The organism is Micromonospora coxensis (assembly GCF_900090295.1).
Classification (GTDB): Bacteria; Actinomycetota; Actinomycetes; order Mycobacteriales; family Micromonosporaceae; genus Micromonospora; species Micromonospora coxensis.
In genome coordinates, this window is the sequence record NZ_LT607753.1 from 3,141,381 (window position 1) to 3,155,710 (window position 14,330).

Genomic DNA, 14,330 nt, shown 5'->3' on the forward strand with positions numbered 1-14,330 from the left:
CTTATGTCGTCGACGGTGTTAGGGCTGGTCAGAGCGAGCCACCTGGAGCCGACGGTGGCGGTCACCGTCGTCGCCGGGCTGCTCGCCCACGGGGTGGGCCACGCCTGGCCGGGGGTGGCCGCCGTCGCCGCGACGGTGCTGGCCAGCCAGCTCGCCACCGGCTGGACCAACGACGCGCTGGACGCCGGGCGGGACGCGGCGGTGGGGCGTACCGACAAGCCGGTCGCCGCCGGGGCGGTGCGCCGCCGGACGGTGGCCGTGGCCGCCGCGGTGGCCGCGACCGCCACCCCGCTGCTGGCCCTGACGACGAACCCCGTGGCGGCGCTCTGGGCCACCGTCGGCCTGCTCTCGGCGCTGCTCTACGACTGGCCGCTGAAGTCCAGCCCGGTCTCGGTGCTGCCCTACGCGGTCTCCTTCGGGGCGCTGCCCGCCTTCGTGGTGCTGGCGCTGCCCGGGGCCCCGGCGCCGCCGGCCTGGCTGGTCGTCGCCGCCGCCCTGCTCGGCGCCGGGGCGCACTTCGCCAACGTGCTGCCCGACCTCGCCGACGACGCCCGTACCGGGGTGCGCGGGCTGCCGCACCGGCTCGGCCCGGCCGGCAGCCGGGTCGCCGCCGCCGGGCTGCTGCTCGCCGCCACCGTCGCCCTGGTCGTCGGCCCGCCCGGACCGCCGTCCTGGCTGGGGTGGTCGGCGGTCGCGGTCGCCGCCGTGGTGCCACCCCTCGGCTGGTACGGCGGACGCGCCGCCACCCGGGCCGGCGGCCGTCCGGTGGCCGTGTTCCGGGCGGTGATGGTGGTCGCCCTGATCGACGTGGTGCTGCTGGTGGCGAGCGGTCGGGTGGTGTGACCGGCACCCCACCAGGTGGCAGTACCGGGTCGGCGTGCGGCCGTCGATCAGGCCCAACTACCCTGGAGCGCGGTCTGCGCGGGTATGACCACCCCGCGCCCGGGGAACGGCCGGGTGGGGATCGTGACGAGGAGGACCGACGTGACGCGCTCGATCAGGGGTTCCCGGCGGGCGGCCCTGCTGCTGTCCGGCATGGCGGCGGCGACCGCTCTGCTGGCCACGGGATGCGGCGCCGGCCAGGTTGCCGAGACGGCGAACAAGGAGCCGTCGATCCAGGGCGTCAACGTCCAGACCCCCGACAACGCTTACAAGGTGCGGGGCCTCTACGTCGAGTACCCGGGCGGCGAGGGCTACAAGTCCGGCGCGAACGCCGGGGTCAACACGGTGATCTACAACGACACCCGCGACCCGGTGACGGTGACCGTCACCACCGACAGCGCGCGGGAGATCGTGCTCACCGGCACGGCCGGCTCGCCGAGCCCGTCCGCCACCGCGTCGCCGTCGGAGAGCCCCTCGCCGTCGGAGAGCCCCTCGGAGAGCCCGTCGCCGACCGGGACCGGGTCGCCGTCGGCCAGCCCGTCGGAGAGCGCCTCGCCGAGCCTGTCGGCCCCGGCCGGGGAGCCGGCCCGGATCGAGATCCCGGCGCTGAGCTACGTGCAGCTCACCGTCGCGGGCGGCCGGTACCTCCAGCTCATCGGCCTCGACGAGAACCTGCTCGCCGGCCAGCAGGTCAACCTGACCTTCGACTTCGGCAACGGCAAGACCATCAGCACCCCCGCCCCGGTCGGCGTCCCGCTGACCCCGGCCGCCCAGCCGTCGCCGATCATCCACCGCGAGGGTGAACTCGGTAAGGAAGGCGGCGCCGAGGGCGGCCACGGCGGGGAGAGCGGCACCGAGGGCAGCCACGGCTGAGCCCCGGACCAACTGTCGACGACACCGTCGGCGTGGTGACCACCACGCCGGCGGTGTTTTCGTCACAGGAGGGGGTTAGCGTCCTCGGGTGACCACCTCCCGATCGACATCGGCGCGCGGCGGCGCGGCGGGCGCGTCCCGCGGCCGGTCCGCCCGCGAGCCCCGCCCGGCCTACGAGTGCGACGCCTGCGGCCACCAGCCGCCGAAGTGGGTGGGGCGCTGCCCGGAGTGCGGCGAGTGGGGCTCGGTGGTCGAGTGCACCGTCACCGGCCCGCTGGTCTCCGGCAAGGTGGTCAGCTCCCGGATGCCGTCCGAGCCGGCCCGCCCGATCGCCACCATCAGCGCCGCCCCGGCCCGGGCCCGCCCCACCGGGGTCGGCGAGCTCGACCGGGTGCTCGGCGGCGGTCTGGTCCCGGGCGCGGTGGTGCTGCTCGCCGGCGAGCCCGGGGTCGGCAAGTCCACCCTCCTGCTCGACGTGGCCCAGCAGTGGGCGGTCGGGGCCGGCAGCCCCTCGCTGGTGGTCAGCGGGGAGGAGTCGGTCAGCCAGGTCCGGCTGCGCGCCGAGCGGATGGGCACCCTGCACGACCAGCTCTACCTGGCCGCCGAGAGCGACCTGAGCGCCGTGCTCGGCCACCTCGACGCGGTCAAGCCGGGCCTGCTGGTGCTCGACTCGGTGCAGACCATCTCCACCACCGGCACCGAGGGGGTGCCCGGCGGGGTCACCCAGGTCCGCGCGGTCACCGCCGCGCTGGTCTCGGTCGCCAAGGAGCGCGGCATCGCCACCGTGCTGGTCGGCCACGTCACCAAGGACGGCCAGGTCGCCGGTCCCCGGGTGCTGGAGCACCTGGTCGACGTGGTGCTCCACTTCGAGGGCGACAAGCACTCCTCGCTGCGGATGGTCCGGGGCGTCAAGAACCGCTTCGGCGCCGCCGACGAGGTCGGCTGCTTCGAGATGCACGAGGGCGGCATCAGCAGCCTCGCCGACCCGTCCGGGCTCTTCCTGACCCGGTACTCCGAGCCGGTGCCGGGCACCTGCGTGACGGTGGCGATGGAGGGGCGGCGGGCGCTGGTCACCGAGGTGCAGGCGCTGATCGGCGCGACGGTGGCCGGGTCGCCGAGGCGTACGGTCTCCGGCCTGGACGGTGCCCGGCTGGCCATGGTGCTGGCCGTGCTCCAGCGCCGCACCGAGCGCCTCACCCTGCACGACCGGGAGGTGTTCGCGGCCACCGTCGGCGGCATCCGGGTGGTGGAGCCGGCGGCCGATCTCGCCGTCGCGCTCGCCGTCGCCTCGGGCGGGCTCAACCTCGCCCTCGCCCCGCACCTGGTGGCGATCGGCGAGGTCGGGCTGACCGGCGAGGTGCGGCGGGTGGGCGCGGTGCCCCGGCGGCTGGCCGAGGCGGCCCGGCTCGGCTTCCGGGTGGCGCTCGTGCCGCCCGGTTGCGGGCCCGGCAACACCGGCGTCACGCCCGAGAACATGCAGGTGACCGAGGTCACGGACGTGCGGTCGGCGCTCCAGGCTGCCGCCCGCGCATCGGCGGCGTGACCCACGGTGGCGACCACCGGGGGACGGCCCGGCCATACCGGACAACGACCGCCACGTCCGGCAGGGCGGGGCGGGGCGACGCCGTGACACATCACAGTAACCACGACAGCACCCACCGCACGGCAGTCCGTAGACTGTGCGCGTGCCGATCGACCGCGACACCACCAAGCCTGCCGGCGCGACACCCCACGCCCGCACCGCTGCCGTGGGCTCGCCCGCCCGTGCGATCAGCGTGAGCGTGACCGGGGGCGCCGGGAGCGCCGGCGACCCGCTGCGCGCCAACCTCGCCCTGATGGCGCCCGGCACGGCGCTGCGCGACGGGCTGGAGCGCATCCTGCGCGGCCGCACCGGCGCGCTGATCGTGCTCGGCTACGACAAGGTCGTCGAGCAGATCTGCACCGGCGGCTTCCCGCTGGACGTCGAGTTCTCCGCCACCCGGGTCCGCGAGCTGTGCAAGATGGACGGCGCCGTGGTGCTCTCCAGCGACGGCACCCGGATCGTCCGCGCGGCGGTGCACCTGATGCCCGACCCGTCGATCCCGACCGAGGAGTCCGGCACCCGGCACCGCACCGCGGAGCGGGTGGCCCGGCAGACCGGCTACCCGGTCATCTCGGTCAGCCAGTCGATGCGGATCATCAGCCTCTACGTCAACGGCCAGCGGCACGTGCTGGACGACTCGGCGGCGATCCTCTCCCGGGCCAACCAGGCCCTCGCCACGCTGGAGCGCTACAAGCTGCGGCTGGACGAGGTCTCCGGCACTCTCTCCGCGCTGGAGATCGAGGACCTGGTCACCGTACGGGACGCGGTCGCGGTGGTGCAGCGGCTGGAGATGGTGCGCCGGATCGCCGACGAGATCGCCGGGTACGTGGTGGAACTGGGCACCGACGGCCGGCTGCTGGCCCTCCAGCTCGACGAGCTGATGGCCGGCGTGGACGCCGACCGCACCCTGGTCATCCGGGACTACCTCCCCACCGGCCGCAAGTCGCGCACCCTGGACGAGGCGCTGGTCGAGCTGGACCTGCTCGGCGCCACCGAGCTGATCGACCTGGTGGCGGTGGCCAAGGCGATCGGCTACCCGGCCGCCTCCGACGCGCTCGACGCGGCGGTCAGCCCGCGCGGCTTCCGGCTGCTGGCCAAGGTGCCGCGCCTGCCGGTGGCGATCGTCGACCGACTGGTCGTGCACTTCGGCAGCCTCCAGCGGCTGCTCGGCGCCACCGTGGAGGACCTGCAGGCCGTCGAGGGGGTCGGCGACGCCCGGGCCCGGGGCGTACGCGAGGGACTGTCCCGGCTGGCCGAGGCGTCCATCCTGGAGCGGTACGTCTGACCGCTGCCGGTCAGTTGGCGGCGATGGTGAGCTTCGCCGGCTCGCTGAGCTTGCTGCCGACCCGGGCGAAGACCTGGTACGACCCCGGCGGCGGCGTCGGCCCGGCGGCCACCCCGTCGGCGCACTTGCTGGCGTCCCGGCCGTTCCAGGTGAGCTGGTAGAGGCGCTCGAAGCCCGGGGTGAACGACTGCACGTCGGAGCCCTTGCCGGTGCCGCAGGTGTCCGACGACCAGACCCGCTCCGCGCCCGACTTGATGAACAGCTCCTGGAGGTCGGCGCCGACGTCCCGGCTACAGGTGCGCTGGGACTTGTTCTTCACCCGCAGTTGCAGGTCGACCAGGTTGCCCGGCGGGACGACCGACGGCAGCGCCACGGCGGTCACGGTGATCTCGGCGTCGGTGCACGCGCCGGCGTCGCTGCCACTCCCCCCGACCGGGGCGACCGGCGGATCGGCGGGCGGCGGCGCGGCGGAGGTGCCCGGATCACCGGCCGGACCACCCGACGGGCCCGGGCCGTCGGGCCCGGCCGACGGGGAGGCGGAGTCCGGGTTCGGGGTCGCGTCCGAGGCCGACGGCTCCACGGCGGGAGCGGACGGGGTGGACTTCGCACCCGGTGTCTTCGCCGGGTCGTCCGCCCCGTTGCACGAGTAGAGGACGACAATCAGGAAGAGGAGCCCGGCTCCGAGTACGACGGCACGACGCCGCCAGTACACGGCGGATGGCAGGGGACCGACCGTCAGACGCATGATGCCCCCACCGTAGCGGCGCACCGCGCGCCGCGCCGCCGCGACGCGCCGGACGCCGTCCGCCTCACCCGATCGACCATCCACTCACGACGGAGCCACGTCCGTCACAGGTAGACCTTGCGCTGGTAGACGGCGTGCGCGCCGGCCACCCGGTCGAGGAAGAGCAGACCGGCGCAGTGGTCGATCTCGTGCTGCAACGCACGCGCCTCGAAACCGTCGGTGACCAGCCGGACGGACGCGCCGCTGCCCGGCAGCTCCCCCTCCACCACCAGCCGGCTGGCCCGCTTGACGTCCCCGGTCAGGTCGGGCACCGACATGCAGCCCTCCCGGCCCGCCTTCCACCGGCTGGCCTCCACCACCCGGGCGTTGCAGAGCACGAAGACGCCGTGCACGGTGACCGCCTTCGGGTGCCCGGTGACGTCGACCGCGAAGACCTGCGCGCCCACCCCGACCTGCGGGGCGGCGAGCCCGACGCAGCCCGGCGAGACGCGCATGGTGGCGATCAGGTCGGCGGCGAGCTGGACGGTCTCCTCGGCGGTCGGATCCACCTCTCCGCCGGGACGGCTCAGCACCGGGTTCGGGGCGGCGACCACCGGACGCACCTGGCCCGGCAGGGCCAACGCGTCCGGGGTCCAGCCGTCCAGGCCGGCGTACTCCACGCTCACAGCAGGTCCGGGTCGGCGGGACGCAGCGAGACCTCCACGCCCAGGTCGGCGGCGGTGGCCGCGAGCCGGCGGGCCAGCGCGTCGGCGATGCCCGGCGGCAGGTCCACCTCGGCCACCACCACGTAGAGCGACCCGGTGAGCCGGGTGCTGAGGTCGGTGACGTTGCCGCCGGCCTCGGCGAGCACCCGGGTCATCGCCGCCACGATGCCCATCCGGTCCGCGCCGTGCACCGCCATCACGTACGGCTCACCGGCCGGCATCGTCTCGCCGTCGGGGCTGACCGCGCGTACGGTCGCCAGCAGCTGGCCGTCGGCGGCGAGCGGGGCCAGGGCGGCCTCCACCTCGGCGGCCGCCGGGCCGACGCAGATCAGGGTCATCGCGAAGTGACCCCGCAGCCGGGTCATGGTGGAGTCGGTGAGGTTCGCGCCGAGCCGGGCGAGCACCCCGGCGACGTCGGCCACGATGCCGGGCCGGTCCCGGCCGATGACGGTGATCGCGAGCTCGTTCATCCGGGCATTCTGCCCGATCCGCCCCCGGTCCCCGAATCGCCCCGCCCGGCCCGCCCATCCTGCGGGAACGCATCGCGTGACATCATCGTCGGCGCGATGACTGAACCGACCTTCGCCACCCTGGTCAGCCGGTGGTACGAGCAGAACGCCCGCGACCTGCCCTGGCGGGAACCCGACGTGGGCGCGTGGGCGATCCTGGTCAGCGAGGTCATGCTCCAGCAGACCCCGGTGGTCCGGGTGCTCCCCGCCTGGCACGCCTGGCTGGAACGCTGGCCGACACCGGCCGCCCTCGCCGCCGACACGCCCGCCGAGGCGATCCGGATGTGGGGACGGCTCGGCTACCCCCGCCGGGCGGTACGGCTGCGCGACTGCGCGGTGGCGATCGTGGACCGGCACGGCGGCGCGGTGCCGGAGCGGCTGGAGCAGTTGCTGGCGCTACCCGGCGTCGGCACGTACACGGCACGGGCGGTCGCCGCGTTCGCGTACGGGCAACGGCACCCGGTGGTGGACACCAACGTCCGCCGGGTGGTCTCCCGGGCGGTGGCCGGCGAGCCGGACGCCGGTCCCGCCACCCGCCCGTCCGACCTGGTCGCCTGCGAGGAACTGCTGCCGGTCGAGCCGGCCGCCGCCGCGCTGGCCAGCGCCGCGTTCATGGAACTCGGGGCGGTGGTCTGCACGGCCCGCGCGCCACGCTGCGCGGCCTGCCCCGTCGAGTCGGTCTGCGCCTGGCGGGCGTCCGGGCAGCAGGCCCCCGCCGGCCCCACCCGACGACCCCAGCGGTACGCCGGCACCGACCGTCAGGTCCGTGGGCTGCTGCTCGGGGTGCTGCGCGAGGCCACCGGCCCGGTGCCGCACCAGCGACTGGACCAGGTGTGGCACGACGACGTGCAGCGGGCCCGGGCGCTGGCCGGGCTGGTCAGGGACGGCCTGGTCGAGCCGGTCGGCGAGGAGTCGTTCCGGCTGATCGGCGACGGTCCCGCCGCCCAGCCCGTCGGCTGACCGCCCCGCCCCTCGGCGATCCCCCGCCCGGTTGCGGCGTGTCGCGGCGTCCGCCGACGTGGACACCGCGACACGCCGCACGGCGAGTGGATCACGGGCCGGGTGCGGGCGGGGCCGGCCGGCATACGGAAGGGCGACGGCCCGGTGGCATCCGCCACCGGGCCGTCGCCCTCGTGCTGTCGTCCTTACTCGTCCGCGCCCGCGGCGGCGGTGCCACCGAGGTCGGCGGGGACCGCGTCCGGCACCTGCACCGGACGCTCCGCGCCACGGAAGACCAGCTTGGACTTGTCGATGTCCTCCGGGTCGCCCTCGCAGTCCACCACCACGATCTGACCCGGGGTCAGCTCGTTGAAGAGGATCCGCTCGGAGAGGTTGTCCTCGATGTCGCGCTGGATGGTCCGGCGCAGCGGCCGGGCGCCCAGCACCGGGTCGAAGCCCTTCTTCGCCAGGTACTTCTTGGCGTTGTCGGTCAGCTCCAGGCCCATGTCCTTGTTGCGCAGCTGGGTCTCGATCCGCGCGGTCATGATGTCCACGATCGAGAGGATCTCGCCCTGACGCAGCTGGTGGAAGACGATGGTGTCGTCGATCCGGTTGAGGAACTCGGGCCGGAAGTGCTGCTTGAGCTCGTCGTTGACCTTCTGCTTCATCCGGTCGTAGTTCGACTCGGAGTCCTCAGAGGCCTGGAAGCCCAGCGAGACCGCCTTGGCGACGTCCCGGGTACCGAGGTTGGTGGTCAGGATGATGACCGTGTTCTTGAAGTCCACGATCCGACCCTGGCCGTCGGTGAGCCGGCCGTCCTCCAGGATCTGGAGCAGCGTGTTGAACACGTCCGGGTGGGCCTTCTCGATCTCGTCGAAGAGGACCACCGAGAACGGCCGACGCCGCACCTTCTCGGTCAGCTGGCCACCCTCGTCGTAGCCGACGTAGCCGGGAGGGGCACCCACCAGCCGGGAGACCGTGTAGCGGTCGTGGAACTCGGACATGTCGAGCTGGATGAGGGCGTCCTCGCTGCCGAACAGGAACTCGGCCAGCGCCTTGGACAGCTCGGTCTTACCCACGCCGGACGGGCCGGCGAAGATGAACGAGCCGGACGGACGCTTCGGGTCCTTCAGGCCGGCCCGGGTACGCCGGATCGCCTTCGAGACCGCCTTGACCGCGTCCTCCTGGCCGATGACGCGCTTGTGCAGCTCGTCCTCCATGCGCAGCAGGCGCGAGGTCTCCTCCTCGGTCAGCTTGTAGACCGGGATGCCGGTCCAGTTGCCGAGCACCTCGGCGATCTGCTCGTCGTCCACCTCGCTGACGACGTCCAGGTCACCGGCCTTCCACTCCTTCTCCCGCTGCGCCTTCTGGCCGAGGAGCTGCTTCTCCTTGTCGCGCAGCTGGGCGGCGCGCTCGAAGTCCTGCGCGTCGATCGCGGACTCCTTGTCGCGACGCACCTGGGCGATGCGCTCGTCGAAGTCGCGCAGGTCTGGCGGCGCGGTCATCCGGCGGATGCGCATCCGGGCGCCGGCCTCGTCGATCAGGTCGATCGCCTTGTCCGGCAGGAAGCGGTCGGAGATGTACCGGTCGGCCAGCGTCGCGGCGGCGACGAGGGCGGCGTCGGTGATGCTCACCCGGTGGTGCGCCTCGTACCGGTCGCGCAGGCCCTTGAGGATCTCGATGGTGTGGGCCAGCGACGGCTCACCCACCTGGATCGGCTGGAACCGGCGCTCCAGCGCGGCGTCCTTCTCCAGGTGCTTGCGGTACTCGTCGAGCGTGGTGGCGCCGATGGTCTGCAGCTCGCCACGGGCCAGCATCGGCTTGAGGATGCTCGCCGCGTCGATCGCGCCCTCGGCCGCGCCCGCGCCCACCAGGGTGTGGATCTCGTCGATGAAGAGGATGATGTCGCCGCGGGTGCGGATCTCCTTGAGCACCTTCTTCAGGCGCTCCTCGAAGTCACCGCGGTAGCGGGAACCGGCCACCAGGGCGCCCAGGTCGAGCGTGTAGAGCTGCTTGTCCTTCAGCGTCTCGGGCACCTCGCCCTTGATGATCTTCTGGGACAGCCCCTCGACCACGGCGGTCTTGCCGACACCGGGCTCGCCGATGAGGACCGGGTTGTTCTTGGTACGGCGGGAGAGCACCTGCATGACCCGCTCGATTTCCTTCTCGCGCCCGATGACCGGGTCGAGCTTGCCCTCGCGGGCGGCCTGGGTCAGGTTGCGGCCGAACTGGTCCAGCACGAGGCTGGTCGACGGCGCGGCCTCGCCCGGCGCGGCGCCGGCGGCGGCCGGCTCCTTGCCCTGGTAGCCGGAGAGCAGCTGGATCACCTGCTGGCGGACCCGGTTGAGGTCGGCGCCGAGCTTGACCAGCACCTGGGCGGCGACGCCCTCACCCTCACGGATCAGCCCGAGCAGGATGTGCTCCGTGCCGATGTAGTTGTGGCCGAGCTGCAGCGCCTCACGCAGCGACAGCTCCAGCACCTTCTTGGCCCGCGGCGTGAACGGGATGTGCCCGCTCGGCGCCTGCTGGCCCTGGCCGATGATCTCCTCGACCTGCTGACGGACGCCCTCGAGGGAGATGCCGAGGCTCTCCAGGGCCTTTGCCGCGACACCCTCACCCTCGTGGATCAGGCCCAGCAGGATGTGCTCCGTACCGATGTAGTTGTGGTTGAGCATCCGGGCCTCTTCTTGGGCCAGGACGACAACCCGTCGCGCTCGGTCGGTGAACCGCTCGAACATGCCCTCGTGCTCCTCACGTGCCGTGCGCCTTGATGTGCGAGATCTTGGCGGGGCCGGTGCGCGGACGTCCGGGACGGGCGTCCTTGCCTCATTACTCTATCGCCGCCGACGGGCTCCGCTGAGGTCGTGTGCCCCCGTGACGAGCCGTTCAGACGTCGTTTTGACCAACCCTCCGCGCTCAGGAGGTGTTCCGGGACCCCGGCCTGTACGCGCAGAGCGAAATTCGCCCCGGGTGCGGAAGGCTCCCCAGGGGCCCGATGGCTCATCCACAGGCTGTGGACGGATTCTCCACCGCCTGTGGACAACGCCGCCCCCGGCGGGAATCTTCCCGGCCCGACAGGGGCCGGCACAGGGCCGGGGCGGGGCCGGGGCGGGCGCTCCCGGTCCCGGATACGGCGACGCCGGCCCGGAGACGTGCTCCGGCCCGGCGTCGGGTCGCCTCCGCGGTCGGCTCAGTGACCGGCCTTGGAGTGGTACTCGTCGACGATCTCCTGCGGGATACGGCCACGGTCGGAGATGTCCTTGCCCGCCTTCTTGGCCCAGGCCCGGATCGCCTTGTTCTGCTCGCGGTCGGCGGTGGCGCCGCCCCGACCCCGGGCGGCCCGGCCGCCGACCACCACGCCGCCCCGCCCGACCCGGGTGCCCGCCGCCACGTAGGGCGCGAATGTCTCGCGCAATTTCTCGGCGTTCGAGTTCGACAGGTCGATCTCGTACTGAACACCGTCGAGGGCGAACTTCACGGTCTCGTCCGCGTCCCCGCCGTCCAGGTCATCGACCAGCTTGTGAATGATCTGCTTGGCCACGTCCCACATTCCTTTCGAGCAGGGCGCTCCTGCAATACAAACACGATAACCCGGGCGATGCTTGCCCCGTCAACAGGATGCGGTAACGAGCCGGAGATGCTTCCGGCGTCACTCAGGGCGAACCAACGGGAACAGGATGGTTTCCCGAATTCCGAGGCCGGTCAGCGCCATCAGAAGCCGGTCGATTCCCATTCCCATACCGCCGGCCGGTGGCATTCCGTACTCCATGGCACGCAGAAAGTCCTCGTCCAGCCGCATGGCCTCGTCGTCGCCGCGGGCCGCGAGCTGCGCCTGCGCGACCAGCCGCTCCCGCTGCACCACCGGGTCGACCAGCTCCGAGTACGCGGTGCCCAGCTCGAACCCGAGCACGTAGAGGTCCCACTTCTCGGCCAGCCCCGGCTCGCTGCGGTGCGCCCGGGTCAGCGGGCTGGTCTCCTCCGGGTAGTCGCGGACGAAGGTGGGCGCCTGCAACCCCGGCACGACCAGTTCCTCGAACAGTTCCTCGGCCAGCTTGCCCGGCCCCCACTTCGGGTCGACCGAGACGCCGGCCTTGTCGGCGTACTCCACCAGGCGGGACCGCTCGGTGCGGACCGTGACCTCCTCGCCGAGCGCCTCGGAAAGCACCCCGAACAGGGTGACCGAGCGCCACTCGCCGCCCAGGTCGAACTCGCGGCCGTCGGCGTGCGTCACCACGGTCGAACCACTGACCGCGACCGCCGCCCGCTGCACGAGATTACGGGTCAACTCGGCCATCGTGTCGTAGTCGCCGTACGCCTGGTACGCCTCGAGCATCGCGAACTCCGGGGAGTGCGAGGAGTCGATGCCCTCATTGCGGAAGTTGCGGTTGATCTCGAAGACCCGGTCGACGCCGCCGACGACCGCCCGCTTGAGAAACAGTTCCGGCGCGATTCGCAGATACAGATCGGTGTCGAGTGCATTGCTGTGGGTCACGAATGGGCGGGCCGCCGCGCCGCCGTGCAGCAACTGGAGCATCGGGGTTTCGACCTCGATGAATCCCGCACCGTGCAACGAGTCACGCAGGCTGCGGACCGCCGCCGCCCGGGTACGCACCATCTGCCGGGCCTGCGGGCGCACCACGAGGTCCACGTAGCGCTGGCGGACCCGGGCCTCCTCGCTGAGCGGCTTGTGCGCCACCGGCAGCGGGCGCAGCGCCTTGGCGGTGACCGCCCACTCGCGCGCCAGCACCGACAGCTCGCCCCGACGGCTGGTGATCACCTCACCGGTGACCCCGACGTGGTCGCCGAGGTCGACCAGGCGCTTCCAGTCCTCCAGCCGCTCGGCGCCGACCCGGTCCAGCGAGAGCATGGCCTGGAGTTCGGTGCCGTCGCCGTCGCGAAGGGTGGCGAAGCAGAGCTTGCCGGTGTTCCGTACGAAGATCACCCGGCCGGTGACCGAGACCTCGTCCCCGGTGGCGGTGTCGGTGGGCAGTTCGGCGTACTTGTCGCGGATCTCCGCCAGCGTGCTGGTCCGGGGGTACCCGACCGGGTACGGCTCGACGCCCTCGGCGAGCATCCGGTCCCGCTTCTCCCGGCGGACCTTCATCTGCTCGGGAAGGTCGTCGGCGGGGTCCACTGGCACGGCGTTCTGCTCGGTCACGGCACGCTTCCTCAAGCTTCGGGAATATCGGCGGGGTCAGCCCATGAGCGTACTCAAGCGTCCCGGTGGCCGTTACGGGATAACCTGCCGCCCATGACCGACCCCACTCACGCCCTCTCCTTCGGAGCGGCGGCGGCCGAGTACGACCGCTTCCGGCCCCGCTACCCGGAGGCGGCGCTGCGGTGGGCCCTGGCCGGGCTGGACGCGCCCGCCCGGGTGCTGGACCTGGGCGCCGGCACCGGCATCCTCACCCGTGGGGTGCTGGCCCTCGGCCACGCGGTGACGCCGGTCGAACCGGACCCGGGGATGCGGGCCCGGCTGGACGCCGCCACGCCCGGCGTGACCGCGCTGGCGGGCAGCGCCGAGTCGGTGCCGCTGCCGGACGGCACGGTCGACGCGGTGCTGGTCGGACAGGCGTACCACTGGTTCGACCGGGAGCGCGCGCACGCCGAGGTCGCCCGGGTGCTGGGCGGGGGCGGGACGTTCGCCCCCATCTGGAACATCCGGGACGAGAGCGTCGGCTGGGTCGCCGAGCTGGGCCGGATCGCCCACCTCGGCGACAACGGCGGCGACCTGATCGAAGAGGTCACCGGGTTCGGCCCGGCCTTCACCCCCGTGGAGGCGGCCGGGTTCCCCCACCGCGCCACGCTCACCCCGGACGAGGTGCTCGGGCTGGTGCGCACCCGCTCGTACTGGCTCACCGCCGAGCCGGCGCGGCGGGAGCGGATCGACCGGGACCTGCGGGACCTGTTCGCCACCCATCCGGACCTGGCCGGGCGGGAGACGGTCGAGCTGCCGTACCGGACGCTGGTCCTCCGCGCCCGGCGGCGCTGAGCCCGGCGCGGCGCGCGACCCCGGCGGCGGCCGGTCAGGTGTTGCGCTCGTAGACCATCCGCAGGCCGATCAGGGTGATCATCGGCTCGTGGTGGGTGATGGTGCGGCACTCGTTGATCACCAGCGAGGCCAGGCCGCCGGTGGCGATGACCGCCTTCACCTCGCCCAGTTCGTCGACCATCCGCTCGACGATCCGGTCCACCTGGCCGGCGAAGCCGAAGTAGAGACCGGCCTGGAGGCACTCCACGGTGTTCTTGCCGATCACCGAGCGGGGCTTGGTCGCCTCCACCTTGCGCAACTGCGCCGCCCGGGCGGCGAGCGCGTCGAAGGAGATCTCGATGCCCGGGGCGAACGCGCCGCCCAGGAACTCGCCCCGCTCGCTGATCACGTCGAAGTTGGTGGTGGTGCCGAAGTCCACCACGATCGACGGGCCGCCGTAGAGGGTGTACGCGGCCAGGGTGTTGACCACCCGGTCCGAGCCGACCTCCTTGGGGTTGTCGATCGCGAGCTGCACCCCGGTGCGCACCCCCGGCTCGACGACCACGCTCGGCAGGTCGGCGTAGTAGCGGGCCAGCATGGTCCGCAGCGAGCGCAACGCGGCCGGCACCGTCGAGCAGGCGGCCACCCCGGTGATCTCCACCGCGTCACCGGCGAGCAGCCCCCGGAACATCAGACCCAGCTCGTCCGCCGTGGACCGGGCGTCGGTCTTGATCCGCCAGGAGTGCACCAGCTTGTCGCCGTCGAAGGTCGCCAGCACGGTGTTGGTGTTTCCGATGTCGATGCAGAGCAGCACGCACGCAGCCTAGACGCCGGGACCCG

General features: G+C 72.9%; 13 protein-coding genes. 6 read left to right on the forward strand and 7 right to left on the reverse strand.

The annotated features are described in order from the left end of the window. Nucleotides 1–3: 3 nt before the first annotated feature. From GA0070614_RS14240 to disA, 4 genes are all read left to right on the forward strand, one after another. Entirely contained in the window at nucleotides 4–843 is an 840-nt protein-coding gene (locus GA0070614_RS14240; protein WP_088976412.1) for a UbiA family prenyltransferase, read from the forward strand. Between the two features lie 141 nt (nucleotides 844–984). Beyond that, on the forward strand, nucleotides 985–1,755 hold the full coding sequence (locus GA0070614_RS14245; RefSeq protein ID WP_088976413.1) for a copper chaperone PCu(A)C: 771 nt from the start codon (nucleotides 985–987) through the stop codon (nucleotides 1,753–1,755). An 88-nt stretch (nucleotides 1,756–1,843) separates the two neighbouring features. Beyond that, entirely contained in the window at nucleotides 1,844–3,298 is a 1,455-nt protein-coding gene (radA, locus tag GA0070614_RS14250; RefSeq protein WP_088976414.1) for a DNA repair protein RadA, read from the forward strand. A gap of 142 nt (nucleotides 3,299–3,440) precedes the next feature. Then, entirely contained in the window at nucleotides 3,441–4,622 is a 1,182-nt protein-coding gene (disA, locus tag GA0070614_RS14255; RefSeq protein WP_088979434.1) for a DNA integrity scanning diadenylate cyclase DisA, read from the forward strand. Nucleotides 4,623–4,632: 10 nt separating this feature from the next. On the opposite strand, the gene GA0070614_RS14260 is transcribed toward disA, so the two are convergent. The 3 genes from GA0070614_RS14260 to GA0070614_RS14270 all read right to left on the reverse strand — a co-directional run bounded on the left by GA0070614_RS14260 (nucleotide 4,633) and on the right by GA0070614_RS14270 (nucleotide 6,541). Then, a complete protein-coding gene (locus GA0070614_RS14260; RefSeq protein WP_088979435.1) occupies nucleotides 4,633–5,367 on the reverse strand; it encodes a hypothetical protein in 735 nt (244 codons plus the stop codon). Nucleotides 5,368–5,471: 104 nt separating this feature from the next. Then, the gene (locus GA0070614_RS14265; RefSeq protein ID WP_088976415.1) at nucleotides 5,472–6,032 is read right to left on the reverse strand and encodes a peptide deformylase; all 561 of its coding nucleotides are present in this window, start codon (nucleotides 6,030–6,032) and stop codon (nucleotides 5,472–5,474) included. Further along, complete coding sequence (locus tag GA0070614_RS14270) at nucleotides 6,029–6,541, reverse strand: glycine cleavage system protein R (protein WP_088976416.1); 513 nt, start codon at nucleotides 6,539–6,541, stop codon at nucleotides 6,029–6,031. Before GA0070614_RS14270 ends, GA0070614_RS14265 begins: the two co-directional genes overlap by 4 nt. 96 nt (nucleotides 6,542–6,637) lie before the next feature. Here GA0070614_RS14270 and GA0070614_RS14275 point away from each other — a divergent pair, with 96 nt between their 5' ends. Continuing rightward, the gene (locus tag GA0070614_RS14275) at nucleotides 6,638–7,540 is read left to right on the forward strand and encodes an HhH-GPD family protein (RefSeq protein ID WP_088976417.1); all 903 of its coding nucleotides are present in this window, start codon (nucleotides 6,638–6,640) and stop codon (nucleotides 7,538–7,540) included. A 185-nt stretch (nucleotides 7,541–7,725) separates the two neighbouring features. Here GA0070614_RS14275 and GA0070614_RS14280 read toward each other — a convergent pair whose 3' ends face one another. The 3 genes from GA0070614_RS14280 to lysS form a co-directional block, all read right to left on the reverse strand. Continuing rightward, nucleotides 7,726–10,257 carry an ATP-dependent Clp protease ATP-binding subunit gene (locus tag GA0070614_RS14280; RefSeq protein WP_088976418.1) on the reverse strand — a complete coding sequence of 844 codons (2,532 nt, stop codon included), beginning with the start codon at nucleotides 10,255–10,257 and terminating at the stop codon, nucleotides 7,726–7,728. Between the two features lie 452 nt (nucleotides 10,258–10,709). Continuing rightward, complete coding sequence (locus GA0070614_RS14285) at nucleotides 10,710–11,060, reverse strand: histone-like nucleoid-structuring protein Lsr2 (RefSeq protein WP_172892434.1); 351 nt, start codon at nucleotides 11,058–11,060, stop codon at nucleotides 10,710–10,712. A 108-nt stretch (nucleotides 11,061–11,168) separates the two neighbouring features. Then, complete coding sequence (lysS, locus tag GA0070614_RS14290; protein ID WP_088976420.1) at nucleotides 11,169–12,677, reverse strand: lysine--tRNA ligase; 1,509 nt, start codon at nucleotides 12,675–12,677, stop codon at nucleotides 11,169–11,171. 93 nt (nucleotides 12,678–12,770) lie between these two features. On the opposite strand from lysS, the gene GA0070614_RS14295 reads away from it, so the two are divergent. After that, entirely contained in the window at nucleotides 12,771–13,511 is a 741-nt protein-coding gene (locus tag GA0070614_RS14295; RefSeq protein ID WP_088976421.1) for a class I SAM-dependent methyltransferase, read from the forward strand. Between the two features lie 34 nt (nucleotides 13,512–13,545). On the opposite strand, the gene GA0070614_RS14300 is transcribed toward GA0070614_RS14295, so the two are convergent. After that, the gene (locus tag GA0070614_RS14300; protein WP_088976422.1) at nucleotides 13,546–14,304 is read right to left on the reverse strand and encodes a type III pantothenate kinase; all 759 of its coding nucleotides are present in this window, start codon (nucleotides 14,302–14,304) and stop codon (nucleotides 13,546–13,548) included. Between the last annotated feature and the right edge of the window lie 26 nt (nucleotides 14,305–14,330).

Excerpts from the sequence above, each read along its gene's own strand:
- GA0070614_RS14240 (WP_088976412.1), top strand. The coding sequence starts at position 4 with ATGTCGTCGACGGTGTTAGGGCTGGTCAGAGCGAGCCACCTGGAGCCG.
- GA0070614_RS14260 (WP_088979435.1), bottom strand. The coding sequence starts at position 5,367 with ATGCGTCTGACGGTCGGTCCCCTGCCATCCGCCGTGTACTGGCGGCGT.
- GA0070614_RS14270 (WP_088976416.1), bottom strand. The coding sequence starts at position 6,541 with ATGAACGAGCTCGCGATCACCGTCATCGGCCGGGACCGGCCCGGCATC.
- GA0070614_RS14275 (WP_088976417.1), top strand. The coding sequence starts at position 6,638 with ATGACTGAACCGACCTTCGCCACCCTGGTCAGCCGGTGGTACGAGCAG.
- GA0070614_RS14280 (WP_088976418.1), bottom strand. The coding sequence starts at position 10,257 with ATGTTCGAGCGGTTCACCGACCGAGCGCGACGGGTTGTCGTCCTGGCC.
- GA0070614_RS14295 (WP_088976421.1), top strand. The coding sequence starts at position 12,771 with ATGACCGACCCCACTCACGCCCTCTCCTTCGGAGCGGCGGCGGCCGAG.